Origin of the sequence: Enterobacter sp. Ag1 (assembly GCA_000277545.1) — a bacterium.
Taxonomy (GTDB): Bacteria; Pseudomonadota; Gammaproteobacteria; order Enterobacterales; family Enterobacteriaceae; genus Cedecea.
The window spans coordinates 86,017-112,118 of record AKXM01000003.1 but is presented as its reverse complement, the minus strand read 5'-3'; the positions used below and the strand labels follow the sequence as shown (position 1 = coordinate 112,118).

At 55.1% G+C, this 26,102-nt stretch carries 30 protein-coding genes; 15 read left to right on the top strand and 15 right to left on the bottom strand.

The window, feature by feature from the left end; translation table 11 throughout:
* Window positions 1–160 precede the first annotated feature (160 nt).
* From mdoG to A936_RS00585, 3 genes are all read left to right on the top strand, one after another.
* The gene (mdoG, locus tag A936_RS00595; protein WP_008453538.1) at window positions 161–1,696 is read left to right on the top strand and encodes a glucans biosynthesis protein MdoG; all 1,536 of its coding nucleotides are present in this window, start codon (window positions 161–163) and stop codon (window positions 1,694–1,696) included.
* The gene (mdoH, locus tag A936_RS00590) at window positions 1,689–4,220 is read left to right on the top strand and encodes a glucans biosynthesis glucosyltransferase MdoH (protein ID WP_008453537.1); all 2,532 of its coding nucleotides are present in this window, start codon (window positions 1,689–1,691) and stop codon (window positions 4,218–4,220) included. The genes mdoG and mdoH overlap by 8 nt, the downstream gene beginning before the upstream one ends.
* A gap of 108 nt (window positions 4,221–4,328) precedes the next feature.
* Window positions 4,329–4,550, top strand: a complete 222-nt coding sequence (locus A936_RS00585; RefSeq protein ID WP_409450381.1) for a YceK/YidQ family lipoprotein — start codon at window positions 4,329–4,331, stop codon at window positions 4,548–4,550.
* A 3-nt stretch (window positions 4,551–4,553) separates the two neighbouring features.
* On the opposite strand, the gene A936_RS00580 is transcribed toward A936_RS00585, so the two are convergent.
* The 3 genes from A936_RS00580 to A936_RS00570 form a co-directional block, all read right to left on the bottom strand.
* Window positions 4,554–4,928 carry a MysB family protein gene (locus A936_RS00580; RefSeq protein WP_008453535.1) on the bottom strand — a complete coding sequence of 125 codons (375 nt, stop codon included), beginning with the start codon at window positions 4,926–4,928 and terminating at the stop codon, window positions 4,554–4,556.
* Between the two features lie 94 nt (window positions 4,929–5,022).
* Window positions 5,023–6,249 (bottom strand): multidrug efflux MFS transporter MdtG, encoded by a 1,227-nt coding sequence (mdtG, locus tag A936_RS00575; RefSeq protein ID WP_008453534.1) that lies wholly within the window; start codon window positions 6,247–6,249, stop codon window positions 5,023–5,025.
* Between the two features lie 148 nt (window positions 6,250–6,397).
* A complete protein-coding gene (locus A936_RS00570) occupies window positions 6,398–7,321 on the bottom strand; it encodes a Kdo(2)-lipid IV(A) acyltransferase (protein ID WP_008453533.1) in 924 nt (307 codons plus the stop codon).
* A 224-nt stretch (window positions 7,322–7,545) separates the two neighbouring features.
* Here A936_RS00570 and trhO point away from each other — a divergent pair, with 224 nt between their 5' ends.
* Window positions 7,546–8,598 (top strand): oxygen-dependent tRNA uridine(34) hydroxylase TrhO, encoded by a 1,053-nt coding sequence (trhO, locus tag A936_RS00565; RefSeq protein ID WP_008453532.1) that lies wholly within the window; start codon window positions 7,546–7,548, stop codon window positions 8,596–8,598.
* A gap of 32 nt (window positions 8,599–8,630) precedes the next feature.
* Here the strand turns inward: trhO and A936_RS00560 are convergent, their stop codons facing one another.
* The 9 genes from A936_RS00560 to mdtH all read right to left on the bottom strand — a co-directional run bounded on the left by A936_RS00560 (window position 8,631) and on the right by mdtH (window position 15,399).
* Window positions 8,631–9,203: a YceI family protein gene (locus tag A936_RS00560; RefSeq protein ID WP_008453531.1), complete on the bottom strand. Its 573-nt coding sequence runs from the start codon at window positions 9,201–9,203 to the stop codon at window positions 8,631–8,633.
* A 17-nt stretch (window positions 9,204–9,220) separates the two neighbouring features.
* Window positions 9,221–9,775, bottom strand: coding sequence for a cytochrome b (locus tag A936_RS00555; RefSeq protein ID WP_008453530.1), 555 nt, complete (start codon window positions 9,773–9,775; stop codon window positions 9,221–9,223).
* A 264-nt stretch (window positions 9,776–10,039) separates the two neighbouring features.
* Window positions 10,040–10,153 (bottom strand): DUF2770 family protein, encoded by a 114-nt coding sequence (locus A936_RS22505; protein WP_071530454.1) that lies wholly within the window; start codon window positions 10,151–10,153, stop codon window positions 10,040–10,042.
* Window positions 10,154–10,199: 46 nt separating this feature from the next.
* The gene (solA, locus tag A936_RS00550; RefSeq protein WP_008453528.1) at window positions 10,200–11,321 is read right to left on the bottom strand and encodes an N-methyl-L-tryptophan oxidase; all 1,122 of its coding nucleotides are present in this window, start codon (window positions 11,319–11,321) and stop codon (window positions 10,200–10,202) included.
* Between the two features lie 129 nt (window positions 11,322–11,450).
* Window positions 11,451–11,705: a biofilm formation regulator BssS gene (bssS, locus tag A936_RS00545; RefSeq protein ID WP_008453527.1), complete on the bottom strand. Its 255-nt coding sequence runs from the start codon at window positions 11,703–11,705 to the stop codon at window positions 11,451–11,453.
* 299 nt (window positions 11,706–12,004) lie between these two features.
* Entirely contained in the window at window positions 12,005–12,250 is a 246-nt protein-coding gene (gene dinI / locus A936_RS00540) for a DNA damage-inducible protein I (RefSeq protein ID WP_008453524.1), read from the bottom strand.
* A gap of 75 nt (window positions 12,251–12,325) precedes the next feature.
* Window positions 12,326–13,372 carry a dihydroorotase gene (pyrC, locus tag A936_RS00535; RefSeq protein WP_008453521.1) on the bottom strand — a complete coding sequence of 349 codons (1,047 nt, stop codon included), beginning with the start codon at window positions 13,370–13,372 and terminating at the stop codon, window positions 12,326–12,328.
* A 153-nt stretch (window positions 13,373–13,525) separates the two neighbouring features.
* On the bottom strand, window positions 13,526–14,086 hold the full coding sequence (locus A936_RS00530) for a lipoprotein (protein WP_008453518.1): 561 nt from the start codon (window positions 14,084–14,086) through the stop codon (window positions 13,526–13,528).
* Between the two features lie 98 nt (window positions 14,087–14,184).
* Window positions 14,185–15,399 (bottom strand): multidrug efflux MFS transporter MdtH, encoded by a 1,215-nt coding sequence (gene mdtH / locus A936_RS00525; RefSeq protein ID WP_008453516.1) that lies wholly within the window; start codon window positions 15,397–15,399, stop codon window positions 14,185–14,187.
* A gap of 229 nt (window positions 15,400–15,628) precedes the next feature.
* On the opposite strand from mdtH, the gene rimJ reads away from it, so the two are divergent.
* The 5 genes from rimJ (at window position 15,629) to A936_RS00500 (ending at window position 20,005) form a co-directional block, all read left to right on the top strand.
* A complete protein-coding gene (rimJ, locus tag A936_RS00520; RefSeq protein ID WP_008453513.1) occupies window positions 15,629–16,219 on the top strand; it encodes a ribosomal protein S5-alanine N-acetyltransferase in 591 nt (196 codons plus the stop codon).
* Window positions 16,220–16,222: 3 nt separating this feature from the next.
* Window positions 16,223–16,870 carry a YceH family protein gene (locus A936_RS00515; RefSeq protein WP_008453511.1) on the top strand — a complete coding sequence of 216 codons (648 nt, stop codon included), beginning with the start codon at window positions 16,223–16,225 and terminating at the stop codon, window positions 16,868–16,870.
* Window positions 16,871–16,872: 2 nt separating this feature from the next.
* On the top strand, window positions 16,873–17,796 hold the full coding sequence (locus A936_RS00510) for a Gfo/Idh/MocA family protein (protein ID WP_008453509.1): 924 nt from the start codon (window positions 16,873–16,875) through the stop codon (window positions 17,794–17,796).
* A gap of 113 nt (window positions 17,797–17,909) precedes the next feature.
* The gene (murJ, locus tag A936_RS00505; protein WP_008453507.1) at window positions 17,910–19,445 is read left to right on the top strand and encodes a murein biosynthesis integral membrane protein MurJ; all 1,536 of its coding nucleotides are present in this window, start codon (window positions 17,910–17,912) and stop codon (window positions 19,443–19,445) included.
* Window positions 19,446–19,522: 77 nt separating this feature from the next.
* Window positions 19,523–20,005: a cold shock domain-containing protein gene (locus tag A936_RS00500; RefSeq protein WP_008453505.1), complete on the top strand. Its 483-nt coding sequence runs from the start codon at window positions 19,523–19,525 to the stop codon at window positions 20,003–20,005.
* Between the two features lie 54 nt (window positions 20,006–20,059).
* Here A936_RS00500 and flgN read toward each other — a convergent pair whose 3' ends face one another.
* The 3 genes from flgN to flgA form a co-directional block, all read right to left on the bottom strand.
* Window positions 20,060–20,485: a flagella biosynthesis chaperone FlgN gene (gene flgN, locus A936_RS00495; RefSeq protein ID WP_008453503.1), complete on the bottom strand. Its 426-nt coding sequence runs from the start codon at window positions 20,483–20,485 to the stop codon at window positions 20,060–20,062.
* 2 nt (window positions 20,486–20,487) lie between these two features.
* Window positions 20,488–20,781 (bottom strand): flagellar biosynthesis anti-sigma factor FlgM, encoded by a 294-nt coding sequence (gene flgM / locus A936_RS00490; protein WP_008453502.1) that lies wholly within the window; start codon window positions 20,779–20,781, stop codon window positions 20,488–20,490.
* Window positions 20,782–20,876: 95 nt separating this feature from the next.
* Window positions 20,877–21,536: a flagellar basal body P-ring formation chaperone FlgA gene (gene flgA / locus A936_RS00485; protein WP_008453501.1), complete on the bottom strand. Its 660-nt coding sequence runs from the start codon at window positions 21,534–21,536 to the stop codon at window positions 20,877–20,879.
* A gap of 159 nt (window positions 21,537–21,695) precedes the next feature.
* Between flgA and flgB the strand changes: the two genes are divergently transcribed.
* The 6 genes from flgB to flgG are packed head-to-tail and all read left to right on the top strand — an operon-like array spanning window position 21,696 to window position 26,090.
* Window positions 21,696–22,106, top strand: a complete 411-nt coding sequence (gene flgB, locus A936_RS00480) for a flagellar basal body rod protein FlgB (RefSeq protein WP_008453500.1) — start codon at window positions 21,696–21,698, stop codon at window positions 22,104–22,106.
* 3 nt (window positions 22,107–22,109) lie between these two features.
* On the top strand, window positions 22,110–22,514 hold the full coding sequence (gene flgC, locus A936_RS00475) for a flagellar basal body rod protein FlgC (protein WP_008453499.1): 405 nt from the start codon (window positions 22,110–22,112) through the stop codon (window positions 22,512–22,514).
* Between the two features lie 11 nt (window positions 22,515–22,525).
* Window positions 22,526–23,224, top strand: coding sequence for a flagellar hook assembly protein FlgD (gene flgD / locus A936_RS00470; protein WP_008453498.1), 699 nt, complete (start codon window positions 22,526–22,528; stop codon window positions 23,222–23,224).
* A 26-nt stretch (window positions 23,225–23,250) separates the two neighbouring features.
* A complete protein-coding gene (gene flgE, locus A936_RS00465; RefSeq protein WP_008453497.1) occupies window positions 23,251–24,501 on the top strand; it encodes a flagellar hook protein FlgE in 1,251 nt (416 codons plus the stop codon).
* A 20-nt stretch (window positions 24,502–24,521) separates the two neighbouring features.
* Complete coding sequence (locus tag A936_RS00460; protein ID WP_008453495.1) at window positions 24,522–25,277, top strand: flagellar basal body rod protein FlgF; 756 nt, start codon at window positions 24,522–24,524, stop codon at window positions 25,275–25,277.
* A gap of 30 nt (window positions 25,278–25,307) precedes the next feature.
* A complete protein-coding gene (gene flgG, locus A936_RS00455; protein ID WP_008453492.1) occupies window positions 25,308–26,090 on the top strand; it encodes a flagellar basal-body rod protein FlgG in 783 nt (260 codons plus the stop codon).
* Window positions 26,091–26,102: the final 12 nt, after the last annotated feature.

The following is a 26,102-nucleotide window of genomic DNA, read 5'->3' as shown; positions in this document are numbered from 1 at the left end:
AAGCGTAAGCAGTTGTCTTTATTTTGCTTAAACCCTGAGCCAGTACGCTGAACAAAGCGGTGATTTGGTTGTCGGAAAGCAAAACTTTCCATTAAAATGGATAGATTGATTTAAGCACACAAAGGGGGATGTGCTGGTTAATATGAAACATAAAGCAAATATGATGAAAGTGTCCTGGCTTGGCGCTGCGGTAATGTTGTCCCTTTATACCACCTCGGTTTGGGCGTTCACTATCGACGATGTCGCAAAACAGGCGAAAACCTTAGCGGGCAAGAGCTACGAAGCACCGAAAAGCAACCTGCCTTCGCAATTCCGCGAGATGAAATACGCGGACTACCAGCAGATCCAGTTTAATCACGACAAAGCTTACTGGAGCAACATCAAGACCCCATTCAAGCTCGAGTTCTACCATCAGGGTATGTACTTCGACACGCCGGTAACCATCAACGAAGTGACCGCCACCGCGGTGCACCAGATCAAATACAATCCGGACTATTTTAACTTCGGTGATGTAAAGCACGATAAAGATACCGTAAAAGATCTCGGTTTCGCCGGGTTCAAAGTGCTCTATCCGATCAACAGCAAAGATAAGAACGACGAAATTGTCAGCATGCTCGGAGCGAGTTACTTGCGCGTAATTGGCGCCGGCCAGGTGTATGGCCTGTCTGCCCGAGGACTGGCGATTGATACTGCTTTACCGTCTGGTGAAGAGTTCCCTCGCTTCCGCGAATACTGGATTGAACGTCCAAAGCCAACGGATAAAACGTTAACCCTGTATGCACTGCTTGATTCCCCACGAGCGACCGGGGCTTATCGTTTCGTTATCACCCCTGGGCGCGATACCGTGGTGAACGTGCAGTCGAAAGTTTACCTGCGTGACAAGGTAGGCAAGCTGGGCGTTGCGCCGCTGACCAGTATGTTCCTGTTCGGGCCAAATCAGCCTTCACCAACCACCAATTTCCGCCCGGAACTGCATGACTCCAACGGCCTGTCTATTCACGCCGGTAACGGGGAATGGATCTGGCGTCCGCTGAACAACCCGAAACACCTGGCCGTTAGCTCTTACGCTACGGAAAACCCGGTCGGCTTTGGCCTGCTGCAGCGTGGCCGTCAGTTCTCCCGCTTTGAAGATTTAGACGATCGTTACGACCAGCGCCCTAGCGCGTGGGTTGCACCGGTCGGGGATTGGGGTAAAGGCCGCGTAGAGCTGGTTGAAATCCCAACCAACGATGAAACGAATGACAACATCGTTGCTTACTGGACGCCGGATCAGCTGCCGGACCCAGGCAAAGAGATGAACTTTAAGTACACCATCACCTTTAGCCGCGACGAAGACAAAATGCATGCGCCGGATAACGCGTATGTGTTGCAAACTCGCCGTTCTACCGGGGATGTGAAGCAGTCTAACCTGATCCGCCAGCCGGACGGCACCATTGCGTTTGTGGTGGACTTTACCGGGGCAGAGATGAAAAAACTGCCAGCCGACACGCCGGTCACCGCACAGACCAGCATTGGCGATAACGGTGAGATCGTTGACAGCCAGGTGCGCTATAACCCAGTCAACAAAGGCTGGCGTTTAACGCTGCGCGTGAAGCTGAAAGACGAGAAGAAGACGACGGATATGCGTGCTGCGCTGGTTAACGGCGAGCAGACATTGAGTGAAACCTGGAGCTACCAGCTGCCTGCCAATGAATAAGTCTACTGAATTCTGGCCTGACTACATCGAAGCACTCCCGCTTTCTGCTGAGCAGAAGGCGGCTTTGCCTGCGTCCGATCTTCAGGCGGTGCATGAGGCGCTTGATGCGCAGCATCACCACTTTGAACGAGCGGATGATTCTCCTCTGGCTTCGGTAAAAGCTCGTCTCGAGGCGAGCTGGCCGGGTTCTCTCGGCGGCGAACAGCTGATCACCGATGATGAAGGGCGCACCCAGCTTCAGGCGATGCCGAAAGCGACGCGTGCTTCTATGTTCCCGGACCCGTGGCGTACCAACCCGATTGGCCGCTTCTGGGATCGCCTGCTTGGTCGCGAAACGAAGTCTAAGTTCGCGTCTAAAGAAGAAGAGGCCTCTGAGCAGAAATGGCGTACCGTCGGCACGATTCGCCGCTACATTCTGCTGATCCTCACGCTGGCCCAAACCGTGGTCGCAACCTGGTACATGAAGACGATCCTTCCGTACCAGGGCTGGGCGCTGATTAACCCGGCGGACATGGGGGGACAGGATCTGTGGGTCTCCTTCATGCAGCTGCTGCCGTACATTCTGCAAAGCGGCATCCTGATCCTGTTTGCCGTGCTGTTCTGCTGGGTCTCTGCCGGTTTCTGGACCGCGCTGATGGGCTTCCTGCAGTTGCTGATGGGCAAAGACAAATACAGCATTTCTGCGTCAACGGTGGGGGATGAGCCCATCAACCCCGAGCACCGTACCGCGCTTATCATGCCGATTTGTAATGAAGACGTCGATCGCGTGTTTGCTGGACTGCGTGCGACGTGGGAATCCGTCAAAGCCACCGGGCAGCAGGCGCACTTCGATGTGTATATCCTGAGCGACAGCTACAACCCGGATATCTGCGTTGCGGAGCAAAAAGCCTGGATGGAGCTGATTGCGGAAGTGCAGGGCGAAGGGCAGATCTTCTATCGCCGTCGCCGTCGCCGCGTGAAGCGTAAAAGCGGCAACATCGATGACTTCTGCCGTCGCTGGGGGAACCAGTACAGCTACATGGTGGTGCTGGACGCCGACTCCGTCATGAGCGGTGATTGCCTGACCAACCTCGTGCGCCTGATGGAAGCGAACCCGAAGGCCGGTATTATTCAGTCTTCGCCCAAAGCCTCCGGCATGGACACGCTGTATGCGCGCTGCCAGCAGTTTGCTACCCGTGTCTACGGGCCGCTCTTTACTGCGGGCCTGCACTTCTGGCAGTTGGGGGAATCCCACTACTGGGGCCACAACGCCATTATTCGCGTGAAGCCGTTCATTGAACACTGTGCGCTGGCGCCGCTGCCGGGTGAAGGTAACTTTGCCGGGTCGATTCTTTCCCATGACTTCGTCGAAGCCGCGCTGATGCGCCGTGCCGGCTGGGGCGTGTGGATTGCTTACGACCTGCCTGGCTCATACGAAGAACTGCCGCCGAACCTGCTGGACGAGCTGAAACGCGATCGCCGCTGGTGCCAGGGTAACCTGATGAACTTCCGTCTGTTCCTGGTCAAAGGTATGCACCCGGTTCACCGCGCGGTGTTCCTGACCGGCGTCATGTCCTATCTGTCTGCCCCATTGTGGTTTATGTTCCTGGCGCTCTCTACCGCGCTGCAGGTTGTACATGCTCTGACCGAGCCGCAGTACTTCCTCCAGCCTAGACAGCTGTTCCCGGTCTGGCCGCAGTGGCGTCCTGAGCTGGCGATTGCGCTATTTGCCTCGACCATGGTTCTGCTGTTCCTGCCTAAGCTGCTGAGCATCATTCTTATCTGGTGCAAAGGTTCTAAAGAGTACGGCGGCTTCCTGCGAGTGACCTGTTCACTGCTGCTTGAAGTGCTGTTCTCCGTGCTGCTGGCACCGGTGCGTATGCTGTTCCACACCGTGTTTGTGGTCAGCGCGTTCCTGGGCTGGGAAGTGGTCTGGAACTCGCCGCAGCGTGACGATGACTCCACGCCGTGGGGTGAAGCCTTTATGCGCCATGGTTCTCAGCTGCTGCTGGGCCTGGTCTGGGCAGTGGGCATGGCCTGGCTGGATCTGCGCTTCCTGTTCTGGCTGGCACCGATTGTCTTCTCGCTGATCCTGTCGCCGTTCGTCTCCGTGCTTTCAAGCCGGGCGAGCCTCGGCCTGCGCACCAAGCGCTGGAAGCTGTTCCTGATCCCGGAAGAGTATTCCCCGCCGCAGGTGCTGGTGGACACCGAGAACTATCTGGAGCTGAACCGCAGCCGTACGCTGGACGATGGCTTTATGCACGCGGTATTTAACCCGTCGTTTAACGCCCTGAGCACGGCGATGGCCACGGCTCGTCACCGTAAGAGTCTGGTGCTGGAGATTGCCCGAGACCGTCACGTTGAGCAGGCGCTGAACGAAACGCCGGACAAACTCAACCGCGACCGCCGCCTGGTTCTGCTGAGCGACCCGATGACCATGTCGCGCTTGCATTACCGCGTGTGGGCGAACCCGGAGCGTTATTCTTCCTGGGTGGAGAGCTACAGAAAGCTGCAGCTAAACCCGCTGGCGCTGACGGCAAAGTAAGGCCTTAAAGAAGTGATAATGCCGACCTCAGGGTCGGCATTTTTTTGCCTTTTATTCGGCGATGGTTATACTCAGCGCGTTCTGAACAGGAGTGCATGTGTGGGTAAAATAATTGCGGTACTGATGATGGCGTTTCTGCTAAGCGGCTGCGGCAGCATTATTAGCCGGACGGTGCCGGGGCAAGGGCACGGGAACCAATATTACCCCGGCGTGCGCTGGGATGTACGCGAGGGCGCATGGCGCTATATTACCGTGCTCGACCTGCCGTTTTCGCTGATCTTTGACACTTTGCTGTTGCCGATTGACGCCAGCCACGGGCCGTATGAATAACGGCTAGCGCTCATCCCACTCGTCTGCCGCCGTGCGACCTTCTTCGGTGTCCAGCGGCGGCTCGAGCTGAAATTCACCTTCGTCCCATTCGTGCAGCGTATTCTCTTCCAGCCATTCCTGGCGCAGTTCAATCTCATCGAAATCACCGTCAAACACGCTTTGCGCCGCTTCCCCACTGAGCATCGGCAGGCATTCGCCTTCCTCGCTGTCGTCGGTAAAGAACTCGGCCTGCCACATGATGTCACCATCCTGCAAAACGTACTTCTGGAAATTGAATTGCTCGACGCTGGCGCTCTCTTCATCCACGCTCGGGTTATCGGCAAGATACTGCTCCCGCGCGGCATCAATGGCTTCTTCCAGGGTTGCATACATGCTCATGGTTATCTCCTTGTGGCAAAGGTCGGGGAGCGACTGCTCCGTTACGATTTCCAGTTAATTGTTGACGCTGTTGGCAAATCTGCAAGTCGGAGATTTATTCCCCCGGAATACGGAGTCGTTCGGCAGGCTGGCGCAGCGTCATCCATGAGTAAAGGGCGTTAAACAGCACCACGCTGGCGGTGACCAGGAACACGGTGCGGAAGCCGTAGCTGGCGGAAACGGCGGCGCCGAGCAGCGGACCGGTGACGTTGCCAATATCGCGGAACGACTGGTTGTAGCTGAAAATACGGCCCGAGATTTGGCTGGAAGAGTTATAGACCAGTAGCGTTTGCACGGCGGGGAGCAGCGCCCCGTCGGCGGCACCGAGCAAGAAGCGTAAGACCCCGAGCTGCCACGGGTTTTGTACCAACGACATCGGGATGAGCAGCAAAACGGAGATCACCAGCGCGCCAATCAGGATCTTTTCCGGCCCAATGCGATCGCCCAGCTTGCCGAGTCTTGGGGCACTGATCAGCGCCGCTACGCCGGGCACGGAAGCAATCATCCCGCTAATAAACGCCAGATTGCTGACGTTACCGGCCAGATCGCGCACGTAGAGCGTCAGGATAGGCGCGATAGAACCGGTGGCAACCTGGATGATCATCGTGGTGACAAACAGACTCAGTACCAGGCGGGGATTTTTTAATGAGGTGAGTACCTGGCGGGCGTGCAGCATGTCTTTTTTGGAAACGGGCGTGAACGACTCGCGAATAAAAAACAGCGTCATCACGAAGCAGATAAACAGCACCAGCGAGGTGATGAAGAACACCGAGCGTAGCCCGTAGCTGTCCGCCATCAGGCCACCCATCAGCGGGCCTAGCAGCGCGCCGCTGACCGCTCCCGTAGACAGCGTGCCAAGTGCCCAGCCGCTTTTATGGCGTGGTATTTGGGTGGCGATCAGTGCGTTGGCATTAGGGACAAATCCACCCAGCAGGCCAAGTAAGGCCCTAAGCGCCAGAAATTGCCAAATGTTTTGTGCGAGACCCATCATCAGCATGACGACAGACATGCCAAGCGCGGAACGCAGCAGCATAAGTTTTCGGCCTTTACGATCGGCAAGCCCACCCCAGAAAGGGGATGCCACGGCAGAAAACAGGAAGGTAATGCTAAAGACCAGCCCGGACCACATGTTCAGCTGGCTGTGGCCGGTGACGCCGAGTTGCTCAACGTAAAGCGGGAGGAAGGGCATGACCAGGCTGAATGCCGCGCCGGTCAGGAAGCAGCCAACCCAGACGACGGCCAGATTACGCTTCCAGTTGATAGTGCTGTCAGGGGGAGTCATACCGCTCCGAAGTTGCCAGTGCCAAAGAGAAGAGAGGGAATTATTACTCTGCTAATTATGCGCCTGTTGGCATTGGGCTGGCAAATCAAAGGGCTTTTTCGATCAAACTAAGGCAAAAAAAACCGCCTTAAAAGGCGGCTGTTAAGCATTATTGGTAACGGTCGGGCATACCTTCCGGGCGCGTCTTAAAGCGGCGATGCAGCCACATATACTGCTCCGGTGCCATCAGGATGCACTTCTCTACAATTTTGTTCATCCAGCGTGCCGTTGCTTCCGGGCTGTCAAGAGGTGGGTTCAGCTCTGGCTGAATAATCGTCAGCTCGTAGCCTTTGCCGCCCGGCAGGCGACGCGGAACAAACGGCACGGCGCAGGCGCCGGAGAGTTTGGCGAGCGTGTAGGTTCCCGTGGTGGTCGCAGCTTGTTCAACGGCAAAGAACGGTACAAACTCGCTGCCTCTCGGGCCGTAATCGTGGTCCGGGGCATACCAGATGATGTCGCCATTTTTCAGCGCGCGGATCATGCCTTTCAGATCTTTGCGGTCAATCATGCTCTTATTGGAGCGCATGCGCCCCCAGGTCTGCAGCCAGTCCAGCAGTGGGTTGTCGTTTGGGCGGTAAACGCCGATGCCCGGCGTTTTAATGCCGAAAATACGGGCGCCCAGCTCCAGCGTCAGGAAGTGAATGCCAATCAGCAAAATGCCCTGGCCCGTTTTCTCGATGCCTTTAACAATATCCACGCCTTCGTAGTGGCACCATTTATTGATGCGCTCCGTAGACCAGAACCAGGCCATGCCGGTCTCAATCAGCCCCATACCGACTGACTCGAAGTTGGCGATCACCATCTGCTCGCGTTTTTCCTCGCTCATGTCCGGGAAGCAGAGTTCAAGATTGCGGTAGGCTATTTTCGCGCGACGTTTCATCAGGCGTTTTGCCAGCCGGCCCAGCCCGCAGCCGATGCGATAAAGCACCGGGTAGGGGAGCTGCACCAGCAGGTATAAAAAGCCGATGCCCAGCCAGGTGAGCCAATAGCGCGGGTGCAGTAATGCACGGGAGAATTGCGGTAAGTTCGTCATGTAAAACCTTTGTGACGGCAATTGCCGGATCTTCTAATCATTCCATTGTGGCATTTTTTAGCGCAGAGCCAAAATACGCGGCGTCGGAGTGCCTGATATTTCATCGATTGTTGCCGCAGATGCCTCTGAGTGAGCAAAATGTAGCGTAAAACGTGGGGATGTAAATAAGCGTTATTTGCTTTATGATGCAGCCCACTTTTTTTCAACGATTGCGAGCGAACACCATGCCAGTGTTACACAACCGCGTATCGAATGAGGAGCTGCGCGAGCGCATGCTTGCCGAAACCGAGCCGCGCACGACCATCTCATTCTACAAATATTTCACTATCGAAACGCCGCAGGCGACCCGTGATGCGCTGTATCAGCTATTCCTGAGCCTGAACGTGTTTGGCCGCGTCTATCTGGCGCATGAAGGGATCAACGCTCAGATTAGCGTCCCGGAAAGCCGCGTTGATGCCCTGCGCGAAGCGATTTATGCCTTCCACCCGGCCTTAAATAATTTGCGCCTGAATATTGCTCTGGAAGATGACGGTAAATCCTTCTGGGTGCTGCGCATGAAGGTACGCGACCGTATTGTTGCTGACGGTATTGATGACCCTACGTTTGACGCAAGTGACGTGGGGGAATATTTGAAGGCTGCGGAAGTGAACGCCATGCTCGACGATCCGAGCGCGGTATTTATCGATATGCGTAACCACTATGAATACGAAGTGGGGCATTTCGAGGACGCCGTCGAAATTCCGGCCGACACCTTCCGTGAGCAGCTGCCGAAAGCCGTGGATATGATGCAGGATGACAAAGAGAAGAAAATTGTCATGTATTGCACCGGCGGCATTCGCTGTGAAAAAGCCAGCGCCTGGATGCGCCATAACGGCTTCAAAAATGTGTATCACATTGAAGGCGGGATCATTGAATATGCGCGCCGCGCGCGTGAGCAAGGATTGCCGGTGCGCTTTGTCGGTAAAAACTTTGTTTTCGATGAGCGTATGGGAGAGCGTATATCTGACGATGTGATCGCCCATTGCCATCAGTGCGGAACGCCGTGCGACAGCCACACCAACTGCAAAAATGACGGCTGCCATCTGCTGTTTATTCAGTGTCCGGCCTGTGCTGAGAAATTCTCTGGCTGCTGCAGTGAAGTATGCCGTGATGAGCTGGCGCTATCTCCAGAAGAACAGCGCCGCCGCCGGGCAGGCCGCGAAAACGGGAATAAGATCTTTAATAAATCTCGTGGGATGCTGAATACCACGCTGGGTATTCCTGACCCCGAGAAGTAATAACATTCCCCCGGTTCGCCGGGGGAGTCTTTTTACTGACGCACGCCTTCGACAGAAATAATCAGATCAACGTCCTGAGAAGCTGGCCCCAGATCCTGAGTAATATTGAAGTCCTTCAGCTTAATTTTACCTTCGGCCTCAAAACCCGCGCGCACGCCGCCCCACGGATCGTTACCCTGACCAATCAGCTTAGCCTTCAGCGTAACCGGCTTTGTCACGCCGTTCAGCGTCAGGTTGCCGATAATATCTAAAGCTTCACCGTCTTTTTTTACTTCCGTTGAGGCGAAGGTAGCCTGCGGGAACTTAGTCACGTTGAGGAACTCTGCGCTACGCAGGTGTTTGTCGCGTTCGGCATGGTTGGTATCCACGCTGGTGGTGTTGATGGTGACGTTGACTTTATCTGCCGAAGGGTTTTTCTCGTCGAAGGTAAAGGTTCCGTCAAAATCACGGAAGGTACCGTACAGCCAGCTATAGCCGAGATGCTGAATACGGAAATTCACAAACGCATGCTGACCTTGTTTATCAATTTTATAGTCAGCGGCCACGGCGGAGCCGGTGGTGAATAACAGAGCGCCTAAGGTGGCTCCCAGCAGGATTTTCTTCATTGTCTTACTCTCCATAGTTAACGGGATGCTTTCCCCAGCATGCGCTTGAGGGTGGCATCTTTATCTAGAAAATGGTGCTTTAAGGCCGCAAGAGCGTGTAGAACGGAAACAATCACCACGGTCCACGCCAGCCAGAGATGAACTGTCCCGGCAAGGTCGGCCTGCGCCCCGAAGTCGGTTAGCGTGGCGGGCACATCAAACCAGCCAAACACGCTAATGGGTTTACCGTCAGCCGTTGAAATCAGATACCCGCTCAGCAAAATGGCGAACAATAATGCATACAGCAAAATATGTGCGGTAAGCGCGCCGATGCGCGTCAGACGTGAATAACTTTTTAACGGTGGCGGCGGAGGCGATATAAAGCGCCAGAGAATACGAATAGCCAGAGCTGACATTAACAAGATGCCGATGCTCTTATGTATTTCTGGTGCTTTATGGTACCAGACGTCGTAATAGCCCAGCGTCACCATCCAGAGTCCGAGTGCAAACATACCGTAAACCGTGGCGGCAACCAGCCAGTGAAGGAGAACCGAAAAATGTCCATAGCGTTCGGATGAGTTTCGCCATTGCATATTTATGCGTCCATGTATTTTCTAAAGAAGCTAAAACATAGGCGTTCTGTTAACAGCAGATCAACATAAATATCCGTATTTCGATATATATTTATTGTATGTCTTTTTTTTTGAATAACACTCGCGGCAGGCGTTCAGTAGAGTCGAATGAATATGATCGTTTTTGATTGAGAAGAGTATTTATTGACGGTTAATTATTTGCGCTAAAACTATATTTAATTAATTTTACGTCAATAATTGTCAATATAACAGGAGTCTGAATAATCAAAAGAAATAGATATAAGCCAGATCGAGAAGTGCAAGTATTGCCCAGAGAAAAAGATACAGAATAAAGTGTTCGCGAATATTGTTGGTTAAAAATTGAAAAAAGCGAATCATGATGGCCCCAAGGAAAAGTGGCGGAAATGCCCGCCACTCGGGGATTCTACGCCGTTTTGAAGCGAGAAAGTACAAACGGGGATAAATCAAAGGCAGGTTTTTGACCCAAAGCAAACTGGCAGGCAATTTCGCCTAAAACAGAGGCGAATTTGAACCCGTGTCCGCTCAGCCCGGTAATGATCAGGGTGTTGTCATGGCCGGGGAGAGTATCAATGATGAAATCTTCATCCGGCGAATTGTCATAGGTGCAGGCTTTACCGTGCAGGCAGCAGCCGATGCCGGGTAAAAATTCGCGCAAGAACGGAAAGACTTCAGACCCATCGCTGGCGACGGCGCCAAAGGGTTTACGCTGCTCGGGGGAGTCAATCAGCTGTCCGCCGTTGTGCTTGCCCAGCTTCAGTTCGTTGTCTTCCGCCGGGAAGCCGTAATACTGATCGCCGTTGGGTGTTTCTGCGGTAAACGCCGGGAATTTGTTGTTCTCGCTGTAGCGCCCATCGGCCTGGTGCCAGGCAAAGATTTTGCGAACCGACGCGATCGGCAGGTCAGGCAGCAGTTTGGTAACCCAGGTCCCCGCGCTGACCAGCAGTTTGCTCCCGTGATATTCACCTTCTTCAGTCACGACGGTGACACCTTCGTCGCCGTGGCGGATCGCCGTCACCCTACAGTTAAAAAGCTGAGCGCTGCCGCCTTGCTTAGCAAGGTTGATGTAGGTTTCGATGGCCAGCTCGCTTTTCAGCACGCCTGAGTCCGTCTCAAACAGGCCGACGTAGTTTTCAGGCACAGCAATCTCCGGCCAGCGGGCGGCAATGGCGGCGGCGTCCAGGGTTTCAACCGGCAGGGAAAATTTCTCTGCGCTGGAGGCGACATTGCGAATAAAGGGCGAATCAGATGGCCCCAGGTTAATGACCCCGGTGCGGTGGAAGAGCTTCTCACCGCTGGCTTCCGCCAGGGCATCCCACAGTTTTTGTGCTCGCAGGACCAACGGGACATATTTTTCACCTTCGCCATAAGCATGGCGCATCAGGCGAGTGTCGCCGTGGTGGCTGCCCTGGTCATGCGGCGGGTGGCCGCTGTCGATCATCAGTACCTTCAGGCCCGAGTGTGTGGCATAGCAGCCTGCGGCGGCACCGACGGAGCCGCTGCCGACAATGATGAGGTCGTAGTTCATAAGCTTTTCTCTGTGGAAAATTATCTGTAGCAGGGTAATTAATTCACCGGAACGATGCAATTGACGGTGACGCTTAAAATAAAAAAGGCACCCCGTTGGGTGCCTGTGGCCATTGTTAAGCATGTGTCGTCAATGCTTGCGATAATCGCTTTCCTGGTAATCACTGGATTCAATTTTGGCTATCCCGGCCTCAAGGATGGAAATAAATTGCCGGGCGACATCGGTGGTCAGCCAGAGGGTCTGACCGATTTCGGTTTCATCGTGCTTCTGATTATTGGATGTCAGGTAATGCAGGCGCAGCATCATGGCGTCGTAGCTGTCGACGGTGCTGATATCCCATCCGACGAGGGGATGAGTCTGAATAACATCACTATTTTTTTCCATCATAACCCCTTTTATACGTGTTTAAAGACAACGACTAGTGAGGTTCATGCGTGATTTATGGTGAAGCGACTTAAGTATATCAACACTCTTGCGGTCATGGGGATGAAATAATTACCTGGTAACACTTTTTCCACATTATCCGAGAAAAGCGAACAATAAATCGACAGGCTATTCCGATGTAATCGGAAAGAAAGGCAGGAAAGACTTTAGCGGCGTTTAAAAAATAATCAAATCGGCGAGGGAAATAAAAAAAACCGGATGGCGACACCCGGCAAAAAGTACCAACATACTTGAGGGTATTAGTCGGCAGAGAACCAATCGTCAGCGCTTTCCCAGGTTTCCTGGAGGATCTCGCTGATTCGCGTTTTGTCTTCTTTGGCACCGCCCAGCACGGAGAGGTTATTGCCGGAGGCATAGCGTACCTGCACTTCGCTGCTGGTGTCGGGGAAATGTTGATTGATACGGCGGGAAAGCTCACTGGCAAGGGCATCGATAGCCCCGGCTGGTAATGGTGTGGTTTTGGCTATAGTGACTTCAATACGCATAACGACCCCCTGTACAATATACTGGATATTTATACAGGCTTAATTTCCAGTAAGCAACAGGGGGCGTTGAAAAATTTAGCCTTTAACGGACCAGACGACCTCTTCACCCGCCAGGAACGGCACGATGCTGTCGTCGCCGGCTTCAATCAGTTCTGGCATTTTCTTAGCGACGCGAACCAGCTCGATGTGCTCTTCATTGACCGGCAGGCCGTAGAAGCGCGGGCCGTTCAGCGAAGCGAAAGCTTCAAAATGCTGCAGCGCGTTCATTTCTTCAAATACCGTCGCATAGGCACCGAGCGCGGAAGGCGCGTTGAAGCAGCCGGCACAGCCGCAGCTGGCTTCTTTGCGATGACGCGCATGTGGCGCAGAGTCGGTGCCGAGGAACACGCGATCGCAGCCGCTGGCGACCAGCTCGCGCAGTGCTTCCTGGTGGATGCTGCGTTTCAGAATCGGCAGGCAATAAAGGTGAGGACGAATTCCGCCCACCAGCATGTGGTTACGGTTAAACATCAGGTGCTGAGGCGTGATAGTCGCGCCAATCAGCGAGTTGCCTTCTTTCACATACTGGGCGGCATCTTTGGTGGTGATATGTTCAAACACCACTTTCAGCTCAGGCAACTGGCGACGCAGCGGCTCCATGACGGTTTCAATAAAGCGTGCTTCGCGATCGAAAATATCGATATCAGCATGGGTGACTTCGCCGTGCACCAGCAGCGGCATGCCAATTTTCTGCATACGCTCAAGCACCGGCAGAATGGCTGCGGTGCTGGTTACGCCGTGAGCGGAGTTGGTTGTGGCGTTCGCCGGGTAAAGCTTGGCGGCGGTAAACACGCCTGCATTGAACCCGCGTTCGATTTCGTTGGGATCCAGCGTGTCGGTCAGGTAGCAGGTCATCAGCGGCTCAAACTTTTGCCCGGCCGGAACCGCATCAAGGATACGCTGGCGATAAGCGATAGCGGCTTCCACGCTGGTAATAGGGGGCACAAGATTGGGCATGACAATCGCGCGGCCATAGGTCTGGCTGGTGTAGGGCACCACGGTTTTCAGCATCTCACCGTCACGAAGGTGAATATGCCAGTCATCTGGGCGGCGGATTTTTAATACCTGAGGTAATGCGGTCATCAATGTGCTCCGGCGTGAGAGGGAAATCAGTCATCAAGGGCTGGTTTTATGCCGGGCACTAAGGATAAGGGGAAACGTTATCGTTTGCACCCCTTATGTTGCTCATGTTGTACAAAACCCTCAGAGCGCATGAACGGCTCTGAGGGGCAGAGGCTATTCCGTTAACGGAATGATTATCTCACCGGGTTTTACTTCAATGCCTTTGGCATATTTCTTCGCCAGCGACTCGCCGGTGCTGCGGTCTTCGCTCAGGATATAAGCAGGCTGCTGATTGAAGTAGCTGCGCAGGGACTGGTTAAGGTAAGGGATCATGGTCTGCAGTACGGTCTGCATTTTTTGCGGCTCGACCTGAGCGTCAACCACCTCCATTTCCTGCAGGTAGATGGCGCCTTGCTCTTTATTGAACACCGGCAGTGCTTTCAGCTTGAGCTTCAGGATGGCTTTTTGGTTACCAAACAGGGATGTCATGTCGAGATTGGCATCGCCGGTCAGGGTAATTTTATTCGGCTCTTCCCGTCCTATCTGACTGACTAAATGGGTTAGCACCACATGGGCTTCAGCCACGCCGGGCAGGCCAATATCCTTCGAGAAGTTATTGTGTTTTTCCAGCGACTGGTTGATTTCCTGTTCGCTCACGCTGTACTGCGTTAACTGGTTGCATCCTGAGAGCAGGCCGCTAAGCATCAATGCTGCGGCAAAAACAATCTTCTTCATAGGCTTCCTCAAAATAGCGGCTCCAATGCCGTGCCTTGCTTTATCAGCATAATGCGGCACGGCGGGAGCGGCTACCGGAAAAAGATGATACGAGAAAATTATCCCTGCCCGCCAGGCTCCAGCATCGTTGGCTCAACGGGTATAAGGCTAAATTGCCACCACAGGGCGGCAAGGGTGATACAGCCGATAATGCCGAGCATGGCCCAGGGTAATTCCGGCTGCTGCAGGGCTTTACCTGCGTCAAACAGCCAGCCACCGCCGGTGTAACCTAGTGCGCCGCCCAGCGACAGGCCCAAACGGCTGAACCCCATGTAGCTGCCGCGAGCGCGGGCATCCGCCAGCGAGGCGCTGAGCGTTTCCCGCGCAGGCTCAGCGATGATTGAGCCGATGTAGAAGGTACAGATCAGGGCGAAAAGTTGCTGCAGGTTGGAGGCCAGGCCAATAGGCATCAGGCTCACCGTCATCAGCACCAGGCCTGCCATTAAGCGTTGCTCCAGGCGGAAGCGCCTTTCACTCCAGCGGGCGATAGGGTAGAGCAGCGTCAGCGAAAGCGCGGCTTCAATGGCGTACATCCATTTTACCGCCGACGCGGTACCGGCAATGTCGTTGACCATCAGCGGCAGCATCAGCATGACCTGCACCGCCAGCATGTAATAGCCGGTGAGCGTCAGAACATAGGTGATAAAGCGTTTATCTCGAAACACGCGACCCATGCCTTCGCGCATTGGGGTGCGGATCGTTGAAAGCTTATAGGCGGGCAGCAGCCAGGCATTAAGCGCGGCGCACAGGACAAACATTACGGCACCGACGGCACATACCAGACGGAAGTCGTACTGCAACAGCCAGCTACCCAGCAGAGCGCCGATCACCGCGCCCGCGCTGTCCTGCATCATCAGGATGGAGAAGAAGCGGCCGCGGTGCTGAGGGCGAACCAGTTTGACGACCAGCGCCGAGCGGGGCGGATCAAACAGCGTTCCGCCAATGGCGGAGAGCAGGCAGGAAAGCCATAGCATCCAGGGTTCCGTGGCGATGCCCATGGTGGCAAAACCTGCGGCCCGCAGCAGCATGCCGGTGACAATCATCGGTTTAGCGCCCAGCCTGTCGGCAATCGCGCCGCCGAAGACACCGAGCCCCTGCTGGATAAACTGACGCAGACCCAGGGCAATCCCGACCATTAAAGCGGCCCAGCCCAACTGGTCAACGAAGCGAATGGAAATCAAAGGGAAGACAACGAAAAAGCCTAATACCACTAACATGTTATCAAGCAGCAGGAAATATTTACCCAGGCTCCTTGCCTGCGCCACCCGCGACATCTCCCCTCCAGGGAACTTAATTAAACGCGACAAGTCTTTATTCTCGCTTGGCATTCTGGCTTTTAATACCTGATGCAGGACAATATTTTTTTATCGTGCAACGAGTTTGATTCAAGGCTTTAATCGAAAAAAGTGATGTCGCTTCATGTTGTTGTTTTCACACGGCGGTCAGGCGCAGGTATAGTAACAAGATGAGCCCCGTTAACCGGGATGAAGGAGTGGGATAAACATGTTTGGCTACCGCAGTAACGCACCAAAAATTCGCCTGGTGACTGACCGTCTGGTGGTGCGTCTGGTTCATGAGCGAGATGCCTGGCGCCTGGCGGATTACTACACGGAAAATCGCCTGTTTCTGAAACCCTGGGAACCCGTTCGGGATGAGAGCTACTGCTATCCTTCGGGCTGGCAGGCAAGGCTGGGCATGATAAGTGAAATGCACAAGCAGGGTAGCGCGTACTACTTCGCGCTGCTCGACCCGGAAGAAAAAGAGGTTATCGGCGTCGCCAACTTCTCCAACGTGGTGCGTGGCTCCTTTCATGCCTGCTTTCTCGGGTACTCCATCGGTGAAAAGTGGCAGGGGCAGGGACTAATGTACGAGGCCTTGGCCAGCGCCATTCGCTATATGCAACGTAGCCAGAATGTGCATCGCATTATGGCCAACTATATGCCGCATAATCAGCGCAGCGGCGACCTTCTGGCGCGCCTGGGCTTTGAAAAAGAAGGCTATGCAAAGGATTATTTGCTGATTGACGGCGTATGGCGGGATCACGTTCTCACCGCGCTGGTTAATCAAGACTGGACCCCGGGTCGTGGAGTTTAAAAGATGAAATATCAGTTAACGGCGATTGAAGCCCGCGTTATCGGCAGCCTGCTGGAAAAACAGCTCACTACGCCAGAGCAATATCCGATGTCCGTCAACGGCGTGGTGACCGCCTGTAATCAGAAAACAAACCGTGAACCGGTGATGGAGCTGAAAGAGCATGAAGTCCAGGACTCGCTGGACGGGCTGGTCAAAGGCCATTATTTGCGAACCGTCAGCGGGTTTGGCAACCGCGTGACGAAATACGAGCAGCGTTTTTGCAACTCCGAGTTTGGTCATTTAAAGCTAGCGCCAGCGGAAGTGGCTGTGGTTACGACTTTGCTGCTGCGCGGCGCGCAAACGCCGGGTGAGCTGCGCAGCCGTGCCGGGAGAATGTTTGAGTTCACCGATATGGCGCAGGTAGAAGCGACGCTGGAAGGGCTGGCTGGCCGTGAAGATGGGCCGTTTGTCGTGCGTCTGCCGCGTGAGCCGGGTAAACGAGAAAGCCGCTATATGCATCTTTTCAGCGGTGAGGTTGAGGCGTCAGTGTCCCCGGAACAAAGTATCAGCCCGGTTGCAGACGATCTCAGCGCGCGAGTGGCCGCGCTGGAAACTGAAGTCGCCGAGCTTAAACAGCGTCTGGATTCCTTGTTGGCGCATTTGGGAGATTAAGGATGACGAAATTACGTATTGGCGTCGTGGGGCTGGGCGGGATCGCGCAGAAAGCCTGGCTTCCGGTTCTGGGGGCATCCGACGACTGGTCGCTGGTGGGCGCATTTTCACCGACCAAAGCGAAAGCGCTGCCGGTGTGTGAAACCTGGCGTATGCCGTATATCGATTCGCTCAGCAATCTGGCGGCGCAGTGCGATGCTGTTTTTGTGCATAGCGCCACCAGTTCCCACTACGCGGTGGTGAATGATCTGCTCAATGCGGGCGTCAGCGTCTGCGTGGATAAGCCGCTGGCGGAAAATCTGGCTGACGCCGAAAAGCTGGTGGAGCTTGCAGAGCGCAAAAAACGCACCCTGATGGTGGGCTTTAACCGCCGTTTTGCCCCGCGTTACCAGCAGTTAAAGGCAACGCTGTCTGCCGGGGCATCCTTGCGGATGGACAAACACCGCAGCGACAGCGTCGGCCCGGGGGATCTGCGCTTCACGCTGCTTGATGACTATCTTCACGTCGTGGATACCGCGCTCTGGCTTGGCGGCGGCAGTGCCCAGTTGCAAAGCGGGACGTTGCAAACCAATGAATCAGGGCAAATGCTGTACGCCGAACACCATTTCAGCCAGGGCAACCTGAGCGTGACCACCAGTATGCATCGCCGCGCCGGAAGCCAGCGAGAGTGGGTGCAGGCGGTGACTGACGGCGGGCTGTATGAGGTAACCGACATGCGTCAGTGGCGCGAAGAATGCGGCGCCGGTGTGGTGGAACAGCCCATTCCCGGCTGGCAAACCACGCTGGAACAGCGCGGCTTTGTGGGCTGTGCGCGTCACTTTATCGACTGCGTGGCGAACCAAACTGTCCCGGAAACCTCCGGCGAGCAGGCGCTGCTGGCGCAGCGTGTCGTCGAGAAGCTCTGGCGCGAGGCAATTAGCGAATAAGCTGTAACATATCGCGGTAGCAATTCAGCGCCGTATCGGTAGACTATGCCGACTTGTCATCATCCATGTACGCCTGCATTGCAGGCGTTCATGTTTGTGGAATAACAGAATAAATGAACCTATTAAAATCGCTGGCAGCCGTCAGCTCGATGACCATGTTTTCACGCGTGCTTGGTTTCGCGCGCGACGCCATTGTGGCAAGGGTATTTGGGGCAGGGATGGCGACGGATGCTTTCTTTGTTGCCTTTAAGCTGCCGAACCTGCTGCGCCGAATCTTTGCCGAAGGCGCTTTCTCCCAGGCGTTTGTGCCCATTCTGGCCGAATACAAAAGTAAGCAGGGCGAAGATGCCACGCGCGTCTTTGTCTCATACGTTTCCGGGCTGCTGACGCTTGCGCTGGCGCTGGTCACCGTCCTCGGGATGCTTGCGGCGCCCTGGGTTATTCTGGTCACTGCGCCGGGTTTTGCCGACACGGCGGATAAATTTGCGCTAACGTCGAGCCTGCTGCGCATTACCTTCCCGTACATTTTACTGATTTCGCTGGCGTCGCTGGTGGGGGCAATTCTCAATACCTGGAACCGTTTCTCTGTGCCAGCCTTTGCCCCGACGTTCCTTAATCTCAGCATGATTGGCTTCGCGCTGTTTGCCGCCCCGCACTTTAATCCACCGATTCTGGCGCTGGCCTGGGCGGTAACGGTAGGGGGCGTATTACAGCTGGCCTATCAGCTGCCGCACCTGAAGAAAATTGGCATGCTGGTGCTGCCGCGTATCAGCTTTAAGGATGCGGGCGCAATGCGGGTTATCAAACAGATGGGGCCGGCTATTCTCGGCGTTTCCGTCAGCCAGATTTCACTGATCATCAACACCATCTTTGCTTCGTTCCTGGTGTCCGGATCGGTTTCCTGGATGTATTATGCCGACCGCCTGATGGAGTTTCCGTCTGGGGTTTTAGGCGTGGCGTTAGGCACTATTCTGCTGCCGTCGCTGGCGAAGAGTTTTGCTACCGGCAACCACGATGAATACTCCCGCCTGATGGACTGGGGGCTGCGCCTTTGCTTCCTGCTGGCGCTCCCAAGCGCGGTGGCGCTGGGAATTCTGGCAAAACCGCTGACCGTCTCTTTGTTCCAGTACGGTAAGTTCTCAGCTTTCGATGCCCTGATGACCCAGCGGGCGCTGGTGGCGTATTCGGTCGGCCTGATGGGGCTTATCGTGGTTAAGGTTCTGGCGCCAGGCTTCTATTCCCGGCAGAACATTAAAACCCCGGTTAAAATCGCTATCGTGACGCTGATTTTGACGCAGCTAATGAACCTCGCGTTTATCGGCCCGCTAAAACACGCCGGACTTTCCCTGTCGATTGGTTTGGGGGCCTGTATTAACGCCTCGCTGCTTTACTGGCAGCTGCGTAAGCAGGATATCTTCCAGCCACAGCCCGGCTGGACGGCATTTCTGCTGCGCCTGGTCGCCGCCGTGTTGGTGATGTCTGCGGTACTGATTGGGATAATGTACGTTATGCCTGCGTGGGATCTGGGCAACATGCCTTATCGCCTGCTGCGGCTGATGGCGGTGGTGGTGGCCGGCATCGTCGCTTATTTTGCGACATTGTTGCTGTTGGGCTTCAGATTGAAAGATTTCGCCCGCCGCACAATTTGATTTTTTCTGGGTGGATGACGGTTTCGTCACGCCGCCCTATTCTTTATATGTTGAAAGGTTAATTAGGTGACAGAGCGATGAGAGGAATAATCACAACCTGGTTCGAAGAGAAGGGCTTCGGATTTATCAAAGATGAAAACGGTGAAAACCGTTATTTCCACGTGATTAAAGTCGCCAACCCGGAACTTATCAAAAAGGACGCGTCGGTGACCTTCGAGCCGGGGACCAATAATAAAGGGCTGTCGGCGTTTGCCGTGAAAGTGGAGCCTGAGAGCAAGCATCTGTTTATTGCGGGCGAGCGGCTTAAAATCACCTCGATCAAATCTTTCGTGGTGTACAGCGAAGAAGAGCCCGCGGACGGGAAGATTGATAAAGAAAATGCGGTGCTGTCGGTTGGGTTGCTGATGAACAGCATTCGCCCGAAGGCAGAGAAAAAAGAAGGGGAAATGCGCACGGTGAAAAAACTGGCCGTGACCACCTTCCAGGGCGAAACACATCTGTTCTCAGAGGATGAGATTGATATTGAGGCGACGGTAAAAGTCTTGAAATCGCTGAAATAAGCAAGCAGCTGGTCAAGGAGAGCGTTGACCAGCTGTTTTCATTGGCGAGGAGAATCAGATCGTGATTTTTTTGCCGCCGCGGCTGCCCTGCGCCGTTGCCTGCCCATCGGCGCCATAGAAGTCCGGTGCCTGATGCGGTTTTAACACGGCAATAGCCTGCTCATTGCGGGCCATCTGGTCTTCCAGCAACCAACCGTTATGCTGATTAATGTCCCGCAGGTGCAGGGTTTTTTGCGTGATCGTCTGCCAGCGCTGGCTAACGTCCAGGCTGGTGACCGCCCCGGCGTTTTGTTCCGCGCGACGCTGTTGCTCCAGGTAATCCAGCGTAGCCAGCAGCGAGCTTTTATCTTCAGTTATACGTTGCAGCGCATTGCTGTTTATCTGGCCTGCGGAAAGCTGCAGCTGTTCAGCGTCCATCACCTCTTTAAGTGAATTCAGCACTGCGGTCATTTGGTCCAGCACTTCTAACAGACGACTCACCGTTATTTACTCGACAAATAGCTTTGGGCTTCCTGGAGCAGCGCGTCGGCGATCTTGCCGGTATCCATCTTCAGGTCGCCGTTACGAATGGCCGTCTTCAGCGCTTCAACGCGTTCCATGTTGATATCGCCGGTGCCGGGCTGCATCAGTTTGGCCTGCGCATTACTCAGCTTTACGCTGGTGCTGTTGGCGGTAGTGGATTTTTCAAGACGGCTTTTCAGCGTCTGTGGATCGCTGGTTTCACGTGGTTGAACAGTGCTTACCGGTTTCAGTGGCGACGTGCGATCAATGCTCATTGTTCTCTCCTCATCGAGGGGCTCGCGGCGTAAGAGCCAGTCAGTATCATTTGTTGATAGTACTATCGGCAGTCGCCGCGGAATCTTTAAAAAGATTATAGATTAATCAGAATATTCCCATCAGCATCCACCGTCCCGCTCACCACCTGCCCTGAGGACATGCGAACGCGGGCATTTTGCGCGACGGCGGCGTTATTAAGCGCTTTGCCTTCTCCGTTGACGCTAAAGCCTTCGCCGGAGGCAATCACCTGAACCTGCTGACCGGCTTTTACTCGCCAGGCCTGGCGTACCATCGTCTGAATCACCGGCTGCCCGGGGGCAATATCCCGAAGTGAAACGGCGTCCGTCGCCTGGCCGAGATCCAGCATAGTCCGTGGCGGCAGTTGGTCAAGGCGCCCCTGGGTTAACTGCACGCTACTGGCATCGATCCTTGCACCACGGGAGATAGGGCGGCTGGCAACCACATACTGGCCCGTGGCAATCACCTGAACCTGGATAAACCGTTTGTCGCTGCCGCAGCGGGCCATGACGCTAACGTTGCCCCACAGTTTGGCATTGCCGGGCGTTGAGAATTCTGGCTGAGGGCAGGCTGGAAGCTGAGCCTCTGGCGTTTTCACCTTGACGCTGACGTCATCGCTGATCCCCGCCAGTCGCTGTTGAAAATACTCAGTCAGCGGCTGATCGAGTGCGCTCGCCATAGCCAACTGGCCGAACAGCAAACTGGCTATACCGCTCAAGATTTTCAGACTTCTCATCGCGCTTCTCCGTATTCAGATTGCGGTGATTTTAACCGCGAGTCGTTTTGATCAAGGCGATAAATAGCGACGTATTTTGCGTTTATTCCACCCATCGCGTACGCGTAAGGGGATTTAAGCTTTCGGACGATTCCTAATTCTATGGACCATGGAGGAAGCATGCTCGATAAACTGGACGCCGCACTGCGATTTCAGCAAGAAGCGCTTAATTTGCGTGCTCAGCGCCAAGAGATTCTGGCCGCGAATATCGCCAATGCCGACACGCCGGGCTTTCAGGCGCGCGATATCGACTTTGCCAGTGAAATGAAAAAAGTGATGGAGCGCGGACGCGTTGAAGGAGGCGGCATGTCTCTGGCGCTCACTTCGGCACGCCATATCCCGGCAGAAACCCACTCCACTCCGTCGCTCGATCTCCTTTACCGCGTACCTGACCAGCCCGCCATGGACGGTAACACCGTCGATATGGACCGTGAACGTACGCAGTTTGCCGATAACAGCCTGAATTACCAAACAAACCTCACGGTGCTTGGCGGGCAAATCAAAAGCATGATGTCGGTGCTACAGGGATAATCGATGGCCTTACTCAATATTTTCGACATCGCCGGTTCGGCTATGACGGCCCAGTCCAAACGCATGAACGTGGCGGCAAGTAACCTCGCCAACGCCGACAGCGTCACCGGACCAGACGGTCAGCCTTACCGCGCAAAACAGGTCGTTTTCCAGGTGGATGCAGCCCCTGGCGCGGCGACCGGTGGCGTTAAAGTGACCAAAGTGATTGAGAGCGATGCGCCGGACAAGCTGGTTTTCCAGCCGGGTAACCCGCTTGCGGACGCGCGCGGCTACGTGCGTATGCCAAACGTTGATGTGGTCGGGGAGATGGTCAACAGCATGTCCGCCTCCCGTAGCTATCAGGCCAACGTCGAAGTGCTCAACACCGTGAAGGGCATGATGATGAAAACGCTCACTCTCGGTCAGTAACAGGAGCCTATATGTCCATTGCAGTCAAAGTGAACGATCCGACTAACAATGTTGATCCTACGGCTGGTGCATCGAAAAACAGCCTGACCGGCAATAGCGCCGCAGACCTGCAGGGGAGTTTTCTGACCCTGCTGGTGGCGCAGTTAAAAAACCAGGATCCGACCAACCCGATGCAGAACAACGAACTGACCACGCAGCTGGCGCAGATCAGTACCGTTAGCGGCATCGAAAAACTTAACACCACGCTGGGTTCCGTCTCCGGCCAGATCAACCAGAACCAGTCTCTGCAGGCCAGCGCCCTGATTGGCCATGGCGTCATGATCCCGGGCAACAAAATCCTGGCGGGGACCGATTCAAAAACCAACACCATCAGCACCACGCCGTTTGGCGTCGAGCTGCAGCAGGCGGCGGACAAAGTCACGGCCACCATCTCCGATAAAGACGGCAAAGTGGTGCGTACTATCGAGATTGGTGGACTGAGTGCCGGGGTGCATACCTTTACCTGGGACGGCAGCGCCAACGACGGCACCAACGTGCCGGACGGCTCTTATACCGTGGCGATCAATGCCACGAATGGCGGGACACAGCTGGTGGCTCAGCCGCTGGGCTTCGCTATGGTGAGCGGTGTTATCAACGGCAAAGATGGCCTCAAACTGGATCTCGGGACCTACGGTTCTACGACCCTCGATGCAATCAGGCAAATTATTTAAGCCTATAACCTAAGCAGGAGTAAGACATGGCGTTTTCTCAAGCGGTCAGCGGCTTAAATGCTGCGGCCACCAACCTGGACGTGATTGGTAACAACATTGCCAACTCCGCCACCTACGGTTTTAAATCAGGTTCGGTCTCTTTTGCCGATATGTTCGCAGGCTCTAAAGTGGGTCTGGGCGTTAAAGTCGCGGGCGTGACCCAGAACTTTGGCGATGGGACTACCACCGGGACCGGTCGTGGCCTGGACGTCGCTATCAGCCAGAACGGCTTCTTCCGCCTGGTAGACAGCTCCGGCTCGGTGTTCTATAGCCGTAACGGCCAGTTCAAGCTGGATGAAAACCGTAACCTGGTGAACATGCAGGGCCTGCAGCTGACCGGTTACCCGGCAACCGGCACGCCGCCAACCATCCAACAGGGCGCCAACCCGGTAGGCTTGTCGATCCCGAACACGCTGATGCCGGCGAAGACCACCACCACTGCGTCCCAGCAGATCAACCTGAACTCTACCGATAAGATCCCGACCGTAACGCCGTTCGATCCTACCAATGCGAACAGCTACAACAAGAAGGGCACGGTCACCGTTTATGACAGCCAGGGTAACGCCCATGGTATGGATGTTTACTACGTTAAGAGCGCGGATAACGCCTGGCAGGTTTACACCAAAGACTCTTCCGTAGCGGGTTCTACGGCAACGTCCGCCGGGTTTATGCGTTTCGACAACAACGGCAACCTGCAGGGGATTACTGCCAATGCCGCCGATCCGATTCCAAACCCGAACACGCTGCCAACCAGCATCAACGTGACCACCGGCGTCACCAACGGCGCGACACCTGCGACCTTCGCGCTGAGCTTCCAGAACTCCATGCAGCAGAACACCGGGTCTAACAACATCGTGGCGACCAACCAGAACGGCTACAAGCCGGGTGACCTGACGTCTTATCAGATTAACGACGATGGCACCGTGGTCGGGAACTACTCCAACGAGCAGACCCAGCTTCTGGGGCAAATCGTGCTGTCCAACTTTGCGAACCCTGAAGGTTTGCAGTCCCAGGGCGATAACGTCTGGACCGCAAGCAACTCTTCCGGTGTTGCGTTGCTGGGCCTGGCGGGCACCGGTAACTTCGGAACCCTGACCAGCGGCGCGCTGGAATCTTCGAACGTGGATCTGAGTAAAGAACTGGTCAACATGATCGTCGCGCAGCGTAACTATCAGTCGAACGCGCAGACCATCAAAACCCAGGACCAGATCCTCAACACCCTGGTTAACCTGCGCTAAGCGCCTGAAGGGACGGCTTAATGGATCATGCAATCTACACCGCCATGGGCGCTGCCAGCCAGACGCTGAATCAACAGTCAGTCACGGCGAGCAACATGGCGAACGCTTCCACACCGGGCTTCCGCGCGCAGCTTAATGCTTTGCGTGCTGTCCCGGTGGAAGGGCTTTCTCTGCCAACTCGTACCCTGGTGATTGCCTCAACGCCAGGGGCTGATATGACGCCTGGTCAGCTGGACTACACCTCGCGCCCGATGGACGTTGCTTTGCAGCAGGATGGCTGGCTGGCGGTGCAGACGCAGGACGGCGGAGAAGGCTATACCCGCAACGGTAACATTCAGGTCAGCCCTGCCGGTCAGTTGACCATTGGCGGCCGGCCCGTTATCGGTGAAGGTGGCCCGATTGCGGTGCCGGAAGGTTCGCAGCTTACCATCGCCGCGGACGGAACTATCTCCGCGCTGAACCCGGGCGACCCGCCAAATACCGTGGCGCCGATTGGCCGACTGAAGCTGGTGAAAGCCACGCAGCAGGAGGTGGTGCGCGGGGATGACGGGCTGTTTCGTTTGAACCCCGCCGCCCAGGCGACACGCGGTGCCATCGCGCAGGCCGACCCAACGATTAAGGTGATGTCCGGCGTACTGGAAGGCAGCAACGTCAAACCGGCAGAGGCGATGGCGGATATGATCGCCAACGCCCGTCGTTTTGAAATGCAGATGAAAGTTATCGCCAACGTTGATGAAAACGAACAGCGCGCTAACACGCTGCTGCAAATGACCTAACGCCCGGCTTACTTATTACAGGATTCAAACATGATCAATTCTTTATGGATCGCCAAAACGGGCCTTGATGCACAGCAAACCAATATGGATGTGATTGCCAACAACCTGGCAAACGTCTCCACCAATGGTTTCAAGCGTCAACGCGCCGTGTTTGAAGATTTGCTTTATCAAACCATTCGCCAGCCGGGGGCTCAGTCTTCTGAGCAGACGACGCTGCCGTCCGGTTTACAGATCGGGACCGGCGTTCGTCCGGTGGCCACCGAGCGTCTGCACAGCCAGGGCAACCTGTCTAAAACGGACAACAGCAAAGATGTGGCCATCAAAGGCGAAGGTTTCTTCCAGGTTCTGCTGCCGGACGGTACCGCCGCCTATACGCGCGACGGTTCTTTCCAGGTTGACCAAAATGGACAGCTGGTGACGGCGGGCGGTTTCCAGGTGCAGCCTGCGATTACCGTACCGGCAAACGCGCTGAACCTGACTATCGGCCGTGACGGTGTGGTGAGCGCAACTCTGCAAGGGCAGACCGCGCCGGTGCAGGTAGGGCAGCTGAACCTGACGACCTTTATGAACGATACCGGCCTGGAAAGTATTGGTGAAAACCTTTACACCGAAACGCAGGCATCCGGTGCGCCAAACGATTCCACGCCGGGATTGAACGGCGCAGGTCTGCTCTACCAGGGCTATGTTGAGACCTCAAACGTAAACGTTGCTGAAGAGCTGGTAAACATGATCCAGGTTCAGCGCGCTTACGAAATCAACAGCAAAGCGGTCAGCACCACCGACCAGATGCTGCAAAAACTGACGCAAATGTAAGGCGTTTGCCGA